Source organism: Ralstonia sp. PBBBR1 (genome assembly GCF_002256165.1).
Lineage (GTDB): Bacteria > Pseudomonadota > Gammaproteobacteria > Burkholderiales > Burkholderiaceae > Ralstonia > Ralstonia thomasii.
Genome location: NZ_NKIL01000003.1, coordinates 554,049 through 563,766 on the forward strand (window position 1 = coordinate 554,049; position 9,718 = coordinate 563,766).

Consider the following 9,718-nt stretch of genomic DNA (forward strand, 5'->3'; position numbering starts at 1 on the left):
ATAGCGAAGGACCGCTCAGCTACCAATGCGCGAAACGCCTAGGGAAAACCCCGTAATTATTGGGATAGACGTCACTTTGTGCCGCGTTGCACATTGACACTCGAACTGTAATCGATTTCAATTCGCGATCATTGACGACACGCATGCCGGGCCTTGGAGCGCGGCAGCCGCAGGAGACCCCGCCGCATGGCTTCCGCCCTGATCTGCGCCGAACGCATCCGTCTGCAGCAACGCGCCACCGACAAGGAAAGCGCCATCCGCGCCGCCGGCCAATTACTGGCCGACGCCGGCTGCATCGATCCGGCCTATATCGACAGCCTCCTGCGCCGCGAAACCGTGGCCAACACGTTTCTCGGCCACGGCGTCGCCATTCCGCACGGCATGGGCGAGGACCGCCACCTGATCCGCCAGACGGGCATTGCGGTGCTGCAGTTTCCCGAAGGGTTGGAGTGGCACCCCGGCCAGACGACGCACCTGGTACTTGCCATCGCCGCGCAGTCGGACGAGCACATCACGCTGCTGCGCCGACTGACGCGGCTGCTGAATGACGACGCGCGCCTACGGCATCTCTTCACCACGCAGAATGCTGAAGAACTTGTTGCCGCGCTCTCCAGCGACGCACCCGCGCCCGCCGCCGACACACCTGGCACCGACCTCGCCGAGCAGCGCGCCTTGACGCTGGAATACCCGAGCGGCCTGCACGCCCGGCCGGCCACGCAGTGGGTCGAAACCGCCCGCCGCTTTGCCGCGCGCGTGCAGGTTCGACATGGCGACGAAACCGCCGACGCGAAGAACCTCGTGGCGTTGCTGCAATTGGGCCTTGCGGTTGGCTCCAAGCTCACGCTCTCTGCGGAAGGCCCCGACGCCGGCGCCGCGCTCGACGCGCTGCTGCAGACCATCCGAGGTCTGACGGCGCAGGAACGTGCCCAGGCGGCGCGCGACACGCAGGCAGCCCGCACCCGACAGACCGCGCACGGCTGGCAAGCCGACGCGGCGTTGCCCACCATCGGCGGCATTGCGGCAAGTCCCGGGCTGGCGATCGGCCCCGTCCACGTGCTCCAGCACGGCGCGTCGACCGTGCCTGATCACCCTGTCGCCCTGACCACCGGCGGCGATCTACTGGACCAGGCGCTGGCGAGCACGCGCGCCGAACTGGAAGCCCTGGCACGCAACACGGCCGCCCGCCTGGGGGAAGCCGAAGCAGGCATCTTTAAGGCGCAAGCCGAACTGCTGGGCGACACCGATCTCATGACGCTGACATGCCAGGCCATGGTCGAGGGCCACGGCGTGGCGTGGTCCTGGCATCAGGCCGTCGAACGCCTGGCCGAGCGGCTGGGCGCGCTCGGCAATCCGCTCCTGGCGGCACGCGCGGCCGACTTGCGCGACGTGGGACGGCGCGTGCTCGGCCATATCGACCCGTCGCTGCGCAGTGCAGCGCAAACGCTGCCCGAGAGCCCTTGCATCCTCGTGGCGGCGGACCTGTCGCCTTCGGATACGGCGGCGCTCGATACGCGACGCATCATCGGCATCGTCACCGCGCAAGGCGGTCCGACGTCGCACACGGCCATCCTGACGCGCACGCTGGGCATCCCGGCCGTCGTGGCCGCCGGCCCGGCCGTGCTTGATGTGGCGACGGGCACGCAAGCCATCATCGACGGGACGGGCGGCCGTCTGGTGCTCGATCCCGACGACGCCAGCATCGCGAGCGCCCGCGCCTGGCTGCAGGAAGACGCCGCACGCACGCAGCGCGAGGAGGCGGAGCGAGGCCTGCCCGCGCGCACGTGCGACGGCCACACGGTGGAGATCGCCGCCAACGTCAACCTGCCCGCACAGGCGGTCGAAGCGCTCTCGCTCGGCGCGGAAGGTGTGGGCCTGATGCGCACCGAATTCCTGTTCCTCGAACGCGATCACGCCCCCGACGAAGACACGCAATACGCGGTCTACACCGACATGCTCAAGGCCCTTGGCGGCCGTCCGCTGATCGTGCGCACGCTGGACATCGGCGGCGACAAGCAGGTCCCGCATCTGAACCTGCCGACGGAAGACAACCCGTTCCTCGGCGTGCGCGGTGCGCGCCTGCTACTGCGCCGCCCCGACCTCATGGAGCCGCAACTGCGTGCGCTCTATCGGGCCGCCCGCGATGCTGGCGAGGCGACTGCCCTGTCGATCATGTTTCCGATGATCACCTCATTGGAGGAGGTGACCGCCCTGCGCGCCGCGTGCGAGCGCATTCGCGCTGAGCTCGACGCGCCGACGGTGCCGCTGGGCATCATGGTGGAAGTACCGGCCGCCGCACTGTTGGCCGATCGCCTGGCCGAGCACGTCGACTTCTTCTCCATCGGAACGAACGACCTCACGCAGTACACGCTGGCGATCGATCGCCAGCATCCCGACCTCGCTGCCGAGGCCGACAGCCTGCACCCAACCGTGCTGCGCCTGATCCAGCACACAGTGCAGGGCGCCGCACGCCGCGGGCGCTGGGTCGGCGTATGCGGCGGCTTGGCGGGAGACCCGTTCGGCGCGCTGCTGCTCACAGGCCTTGGCGTGCATGAGCTGTCGATGAGCCCACGCGATATTGCGCCGGTCAAGGCGCGGCTACGCGAGGCGCACGTCCGTGCGCTGTCGCAACTCGCAGAACGCGCATTGGCCTGCGCTTCCGCCCAGGAGGTGCGCGACCTGGAAACCACGTTGCCGATGCAAGCCGGTGGCAAGGAGATGGCCGCATGAGCACGCAGCCGCGCATCGTCACCGTCACGCTCAACCCGGCCATCGACATGACCATCGGCCTGGAGCGGCTTGAACGTGGCCGCGTCAACATCGGCCGCAGCGTCACGCAACAGGCCGGCGGCAAGGGCGTCAACGTGGCAGCCTGCCTAGCCGATTGGCAGGTACCGGTGATCGCCACGGGCCTCCTCGGCGACGCCAATGCCGAACTGTTCGAAGCGTTGTTTGCGCGCAAGGGCGTGCTCGACGGCTTCTGCCGCGTGCCCGGCACCAATCGCACCAACATCAAAATCAGCGACCAGGCAGACGGACAGACCACCGACATCAATCTGCCCGGCATTGACGCCACGCCCGCCGACTTCGACACGCTGTGCGAACGCATTGACGCGCTCTCCGACATTGCAGGCGCAGCGCTGTGCGGCAGCTTGGCCGGCGGCTTGCAGTCCGATAGCTATGTGGAACTGCTGGCCCGGCTGAACCGCCGCGGCATCCCCACCTTGCTCGATACCAGCGGCGCACCGCTGGCGCAGGTGCTGGCGGCACCGCGCGAAGCCCTGCCGACGGCCATCAAGCCAAACCGGCACGAGCTGGAACTGTGGGCGGGGAGATTGCTGCCCACGTTGGCTGAAACGGTGGACGTGGCGCGCGCCATCCAGGCACGCGGCGTGGCGCAGGTCATCGTGTCGCTGGGCGAGGACGGCGCGCTGTTCGTCACGGCAGAAGGCACGTGGCAAGCGAGCCTGCCACCTGTACGCGCCGCCAGTACCGTCGGCGCGGGTGACGCCATGGTGGCCGGCGTGCTGGCCGGCTGGCATGCCGGAGCGGGCATGGAAGAAACCGTGCGTCTATCGGTGGCCTTCGCCGCGTGCAAGCTCCAGCGCCTGGGCCCGCACCTCCCGCCCCCGGGGCAGGTGCGCGAACGCGCGTCCGCCGTCCAGATGCAGCGCGTGGCCTGACGCCCGACCATCGCATCGCCACACGCTCAACGCATTCAAGGAGCCGATCATGGCAAACCTGCTGGCAATTCTCGGTGCAGACGGCCGCACCACCCGCGCGATGCTCGCCGGCGCAGCCCTGCGCCACGCGGCGCGCGAATCCGGCTGCAAGCTCGACGTCGACGTGCGCGGCCCCGACACCGTCTCGGTCGTCGACACGGCAGCGCTGGCCACCGCCGAGGCCGTCGTCTGGGCGGGCCTCGTGCCGGACGCAGCGGCTCGCCACGCCAATCCGCGCACGCTTGAAGTCACGCTCGACGAAGTACTCGCGGACGCTCGTGCCGTACTGGCCCGCATGATCGGCAACGCCCCGCCCGTTCCCAAAGCCGGCGCGCAAGCTCAACGCATCGTCGCCATCACTTCGTGCCCGACCGGCATTGCGCACACCTTCATGGCCGCCGAGGCGCTCACGCAGGCCGCCGGCGCGCTCGGTCACACGATCCACGTGGAAACGCAGGGTTCGGTGGGCGCACAGAACACGCTGTCGGCCGATGCCATCGCAACCGCAGACCTCGTGCTGATCGCCGCCGACACGCAAGTCGACCTGTCACGCTTTGCCGGCAAGCGCGTCTTCCGCGCCGGCACCAAGGCGGCCATCCACGATGGGCAGGCATTGATCCGCCGGGCCTTCGACGAAGCCTCGCTAGAAGGCGCGGGGACGGCGCAATTGGCGGGCCCCGCGGCCGCCGCGGCAGAACAGCAGCGCACTGGCCCGTACAAGCACCTGATGACTGGCGTGTCGTTCATGCTGCCCTTCGTGGTGACTGGGGGCATCCTGATTGCACTGGCGTTCGCCCTGGGCGGCATCTACGTGACGGACGCCTCGGCCAGCCACACGCTGGGCGGCGTGCTGTTCCAGATCGGAGCCAAGTCGGCGTTTGCCTTGATGGTGCCCGTGCTCGCCGGATACATCGCGTACTCGATCGCCAGCCGGCCCGGTATTGCCCCCGGGATGGTCGGCGGCATGCTGGCCGCCAGCCTGGGCGCCGGCTTTCTTGGCGGCATCGTGGCCGGTTTCGTCGCCGGCTATGGCACCGAGGCGCTCAACCGCTGGCTGAAGCTGCCGCGCAATCTTGAAGGGCTGAAACCGGTATTGATCCTGCCGGTGCTCGGCTGCCTGCTGACAGGCCTGGTGATGCTGTATGTGGTTGGCGCGCCGGTTGCAGCGTTGCTCGCCTCCCTCACGACTTGGCTGCGCGGCATGCAGGGTGCCAACGCGGTACCGCTGGGCGCGCTGCTGGGCGGCATGATGGCCTTCGACATGGGCGGTCCCATCAACAAGGCTGCGTATGCCTTCAGCACGGGGCTGATCGGCGCACAGGTTTACACGCCCATGGCGGCCACCATGGCCGCGGGCATGACGCCGCCGTTGGGCATCGCTCTGGCGGCATGGCTGTTCCCGTCGCGATTTACGCGAGACGAACGCCAGGCGGCGCGCGCCACCGCCGTGCTCGGCCTCGCCTTCATCAGCGAGGGCGCGATCCCGTATGCGGCCCGCGACCCGTTCCGCGTGATTCCCGCGCTCGTGGCGGGTTCGGCCTGCGCGGGCGCCCTTTCGATGCTGTTCGGCGTGGAACTGCGCGTGCCGCACGGCGGGGCGTTCGTGCTGCCGATCCCGAATGCGGTGACGCACCTGGGCGGCTATGTTGCAGCGCTGGTTGCCGGCACCGTCGTCACCGCCGTGCTGCTGGCAGTGATGAAGCGGCGGGTGGCGGAAGCCGCCTGAAACGGCCCCGTGTGAAGGAAAGCCGTGCACATCGCGCGGCTTCTCTGTCTCAAAAACGCTCAAAAGCGACGCAACCGGCCCGATTCTGTTTGCCTCCCCTGCCCGTTTAGCTATGATGCCGAGCAAATCAACTCTCGGGGGAGAGCAATGCAATCTCGTAGAATCACCGCGCTGCTGGCCATGTTCGCAGCGGGCATCGTCGGCATCGCTTCGGGCGGCGCGCACGCCGAGACGGGCGTGACCAACGACGCGATCATCGTCGGCCAATCGGCGCCAATGAGCGGCCCGGCCGCAAAGCTTGGTCAGCAGATGAACCGCGGCGCCCAGTTGTACTTCAACGCCGTCAACGCCGCAGGTGGCATCAACGGACGCAAGATCGAATTGAAGGTGCTCGACGATTTCTACGAGCCCGATGCGACTGCCCGCAACACCAAGACGCTCATCGAAGACACCAAGGTCTTCGCCCTGTTTGGCTATGTCGGTACGCCGACCAGCCTGGCGGCGCTGAAGATCGCCAACCCGGCGGGCGTGCCGTTCTTTGCGCCGTACTCCGGCGCCTCGGCGCTGCGCGAGCCCTTCGCGCGCAATGTGTTCCACGTGCGCGCCAGCTACAACGATGAAACCGCCGCCATCGTCCAGCAGATCCACACCACGGGCCTCAAGCGCATTGCCGTCATCTATAACGACGACGCCTACGGCAAAGCGGGCCTTGACGGTGTACAGCGCGCGCTCAAGCTGCCGGCAAACAAGGGGGTGTCGCTCGTCGCGCAGGCCAGCGTCGTCCGCAACACCACCGACGTGAAGAGCGCGATCACCACAGTGCTCGAGCAGAAGCCGGATGTCGTCGTCGTCATCAGCGCATACCAGACCGTGGCAGCCCTCGTGAAGGGCGCACAAGAACAGGGGTATGCGGGCCAGTTCTACAACGTGTCGTTTGTCGGCACCAAGGCGCTCGCCAACGCACTCGGCAAGGCCGGCGGCGGCGTGATCATCTCTCAGGTGATGCCGTATCCGTATAGCGGCGCGTCACCCGTGGTTCGCGATTACCAGAAGCTGCTCAAATCGGATGGCATTACCGATTTCGACTACGGGAGCATCGAAGGCTACGTCGCTGCGCGCGTCTTTGTTGAAGGCCTCAAGCGTGCGGGCCGCGACCTGACCCGCGAGAAGTTCGTCGGGGCGCTGGAGACGATGGGCAACTACGACGTGGGTGGCTTCAACGTGAACTTCTCGCCCTCCAACCACGTCGGCTCCAAGTTCGTTGAGATGACGATCATCAACTCTAACGGGCAAGTGATCCGCTGAACGCGCATCCCTAAAAAAAAGAAACCGGGCCAGGTGCCCGGTTTTTTTACGTTCAAGCCGGCTGCAACTGCGGCTGCCGTTGTGCGAGCCGCCGCATGAACGCTTCGCACTGCGCGATCTGCGCAAGTTCGATGTACTCGTTAGGCTTGTGCGCCTGCTCGATATTGCCCGGACCACACACCACAGTCGGAATGCCCGCGTGCGTGAACAGTCCCGCTTCGGTCCCGTAGTCGACCTTGCCAACCGCACTCCGGCTATCGGCCAGCGCTTGCGCCAGCGCCACCAGCTCGTGCGAGGGCGCAATCGACAGGCCCGGCGTGTTGGCCTTCATGGCGAAGTTGATGTCAGCGTCGGCAGAAATTTCACGCATCTGCGGCAGCAGCGTCTGCTGCGCATAGCGCTCGACCTCGGCGAACAGCCAATCCGGATCGATGCCCGGCAGGTAGCGGAAATCGAAGGTGAATTCGCAATCGCGCGGCACCACGTTGGTGGCGATACCACCTTTGATCGTGCCTGTATTCAGCGTCGTATGCGGCACGACAAAGGCGGTGTCGCGCGCCTCTTCCGCCGCCAGACGCGCAGCCAGCGAGCGGATATGCGCGATCAGCAGCGCCGCAAACTCGATCGCATTCACGCCCTGCGGCGTCAACGCGGAATGCGCTTCCTTGCCGCGCACGCAGCATCGGTATTCACGCTTACCCTTGTGCGCAATAATGGCGCGCATCGACGTGGGTTCGCCAACGATGCAACCGGCGGGCTGAATGCCGCTCGCCTCGAGATCACGCAGCAGACTGCGCACGCCGACGCAGCCGATCTCTTCATCATACGACAGCGAAAGATGAAAGCTGGCGTCGCCCTCCGCCGCCATGAACGCGGGCACATTCGCGAGCGCCACGGCAATGAAGCTCTTCATGTCGGCGGTGCCGCGCCCGTACAGGCGGCCGTCACGGATCTGCGCATCAAACGGGTTCGTATCCCACGGCTGCCCATCGACGGGCACCACATCGGTATGCCCAGACAACACCAGCCCCGGCTTGCGGCCTGGCGATAGCGTCGCGAACAGATTTGCCTTACCGCCCGTCGCGTCATAGGTCAGACGACAGTCCGCGCCCTGCCCGCGCAAGCGATCGCGCACCCACTCGATCAATCCAAGATTCGAATTGCGGCTAACGGTATCGAATGCCACCAGCGTGCGGATCAATTGCAGAACTTCGTCGGAAGGTTGCGATGCAACAGCGATGGCTTCAGCAGACATGATGGGCTCGGGTCGGTCTCGTGGTGCTCGCGGGAGCGCGACGGGCAACTGACTAGGGCGGCGCGCGGTCAATTGACAGACGTCCAGTGTAGGCGTTTCGGCCGTTCGGCTTCGTCTGTATGTGAGAGCGCACAAGTCACCGCATGACGAATCCATACGGAACTGCATGGGCGGGCCAAGCAATTGGCTGATGGCGGGTCGAAAATCGCCCTTCGGCGTATCATCGAATGCGATTCCGAACTTTCAGCCAGAACGCGAGCATCCTCATGAAGCTGATCCCAGAAATCCAAGCCGCGCAGCCCGAGATCCAGGCGCTGCGCCGCGACATCCACGCACATCCCGAACTCTGTTTCGAAGAACAGCGCACCTCCGATCTGGTCGCCGCCAAGCTCGCCGAGTGGGGTATCGAAGTGCATCGCGGCCTGGGCAAGACTGGCCTAGTCGGTGTTATCCGCAACGGTGAAGGCAAGAGTATCGGCCTACGCGCCGATATGGATGCTCTGCCGCTTGCGGAGGCTAACCAATTCGAGCATCGCTCCAAGCACGACGGCAAGATGCACGCGTGCGGCCACGACGGTCACACCGCAATGCTGCTCGGCGCCGCACATTACCTGTCCAAGCACCGCAATTTCAGCGGCACGGTAAACCTGATCTTCCAACCCGCTGAAGAAGGCGGCGGCGGCGCACGCGAGATGATCAAGGATGGCCTGTTCGATCGATTCCCGAGCGACGCCGTCTTTGGGCTGCACAACTGGCCGGGGGTGCCGGTCGGCGCCTTCGGTACGCGCGCAGGCGCGCTGATGGCATCGAGCAACGAGTTCCGCATCACGATCAAGGGAAAGGGGGCTCACGCCGCGCTGCCGCATAACGGCAACGATCCGGTATTCGTTGGAGCGCAGGTGGTATCGGCGTTGCAAGGCATCATCACGCGCAACAAGCGGCCGATCGACACCGCGGTTCTGTCCGTCACACAGTTCCATGCCGGCGATGCGACCAACATCATTCCGAACGAAGCCTGGATCGGGGGCACGGTACGCACCTTCTCCACCGAAGTCCTCGACTTGATCGAGCGCCGCATGGAAGAGGTCTCTAAGGGCATCGCCGCCGCATACGATTGCACGGTCGACTTCGTCTTCCACCGCAACTATCCCCCCACCGTGAACACGGAACCTGAAACGCAGTTCGCGGCAGCGGTGATGCGTGAGCTCGTCGGGGCAGATAACGTTGACGCTAATATTGATCCGACCATGGGCGCCGAAGATTTCTCGTTCATGCTGATCGAGAAGCCAGGCTGCTTCGCCTTCATCGGCAACGGTGACGGCGACCATCGTGAGCAAGGCCACGGTCTGGGCCCATGCATGCTGCACAACCCAAGCTACGACTTCAATGACGAGTTGCTGCCGCTGGGCGCGACATATTGGGTTCGCCTCGTCGAGAAATTCTTGGCACGTAGCTAGTCAGCCCGCTCGCGAATGCGTAAAAGCCTCCTAACGGAGGCTTTTTGTTTTTTAGGGATCGATTGGGGGAAGCAGAGGAGGGGGTTGCCGGGTCTGGCCGGCGGATCGCTGCGTGTTGCAGCAGTGCATAAAAGCAAACACCCCAGCTCTGTGTAAGAGCTGGGGTGTTGAGGGGAGAGCCTGGCGATGACCTACTTTCACACGGGAATCCGCACTATCATCGGCGCGGAGTCGTTTCACGGTCCTGTTCGGGATG

6 protein-coding genes are annotated in these 9,718 nt (G+C 65.7%); 5 read left to right on the plus strand and 1 reads right to left on the minus strand.

Features of this window, described 5'->3' with window-relative positions; all coding sequences use genetic code 11:
- Window positions 1-186: 186 nt before the first annotated feature.
- The 4 genes from ptsP (at window position 187) to CFE42_RS06120 (ending at window position 6,750) form a co-directional block, all read left to right on the plus strand.
- Entirely contained in the window at window positions 187-2,727 is a 2,541-nt protein-coding gene (gene ptsP, locus CFE42_RS06105) for a phosphoenolpyruvate--protein phosphotransferase (RefSeq protein WP_004633105.1), read from the plus strand.
- The gene (gene pfkB, locus CFE42_RS06110; RefSeq protein WP_004633107.1) at window positions 2,724-3,680 is read left to right on the plus strand and encodes a 1-phosphofructokinase; all 957 of its coding nucleotides are present in this window, start codon (window positions 2,724-2,726) and stop codon (window positions 3,678-3,680) included. Before ptsP ends, pfkB begins: the two co-directional genes overlap by 4 nt.
- Before the next feature lie 49 nt (window positions 3,681-3,729).
- A complete protein-coding gene (locus CFE42_RS06115; protein ID WP_004633109.1) occupies window positions 3,730-5,445 on the plus strand; it encodes a fructose-specific PTS transporter subunit EIIC in 1,716 nt (571 codons plus the stop codon).
- 147 nt (window positions 5,446-5,592) lie between these two features.
- A complete protein-coding gene (locus CFE42_RS06120) occupies window positions 5,593-6,750 on the plus strand; it encodes an ABC transporter substrate-binding protein (protein ID WP_004633112.1) in 1,158 nt (385 codons plus the stop codon).
- 52 nt (window positions 6,751-6,802) lie between these two features.
- On the opposite strand, the gene argE is transcribed toward CFE42_RS06120, so the two are convergent.
- Window positions 6,803-8,005, minus strand: coding sequence for an acetylornithine deacetylase (argE, locus tag CFE42_RS06125; RefSeq protein ID WP_004633113.1), 1,203 nt, complete (start codon window positions 8,003-8,005; stop codon window positions 6,803-6,805).
- A 266-nt stretch (window positions 8,006-8,271) separates the two neighbouring features.
- Here argE and CFE42_RS06130 point away from each other — a divergent pair, with 266 nt between their 5' ends.
- Entirely contained in the window at window positions 8,272-9,462 is a 1,191-nt protein-coding gene (locus CFE42_RS06130) for a M20 aminoacylase family protein (RefSeq protein WP_004633115.1), read from the plus strand.
- Window positions 9,463-9,718 lie beyond the last annotated feature (256 nt).

What these genes read in the sequence shown, in the direction of transcription:
- ptsP (WP_004633105.1), top strand. Translation starts at nt 187, where the DNA reads ATGGCTTCCGCCCTGATCTGCGCCGAACGCATCCGTCTGCAGCAACGC.
- pfkB (WP_004633107.1), top strand. Translation starts at nt 2,724, where the DNA reads ATGAGCACGCAGCCGCGCATCGTCACCGTCACGCTCAACCCGGCCATC.
- CFE42_RS06115 (WP_004633109.1), top strand. Translation starts at nt 3,730, where the DNA reads ATGGCAAACCTGCTGGCAATTCTCGGTGCAGACGGCCGCACCACCCGC.
- CFE42_RS06120 (WP_004633112.1), top strand. Translation starts at nt 5,593, where the DNA reads ATGCAATCTCGTAGAATCACCGCGCTGCTGGCCATGTTCGCAGCGGGC.
- argE (WP_004633113.1), bottom strand. Translation starts at nt 8,005, where the DNA reads ATGTCTGCTGAAGCCATCGCTGTTGCATCGCAACCTTCCGACGAAGTT.
- CFE42_RS06130 (WP_004633115.1), top strand. Translation starts at nt 8,272, where the DNA reads ATGAAGCTGATCCCAGAAATCCAAGCCGCGCAGCCCGAGATCCAGGCG.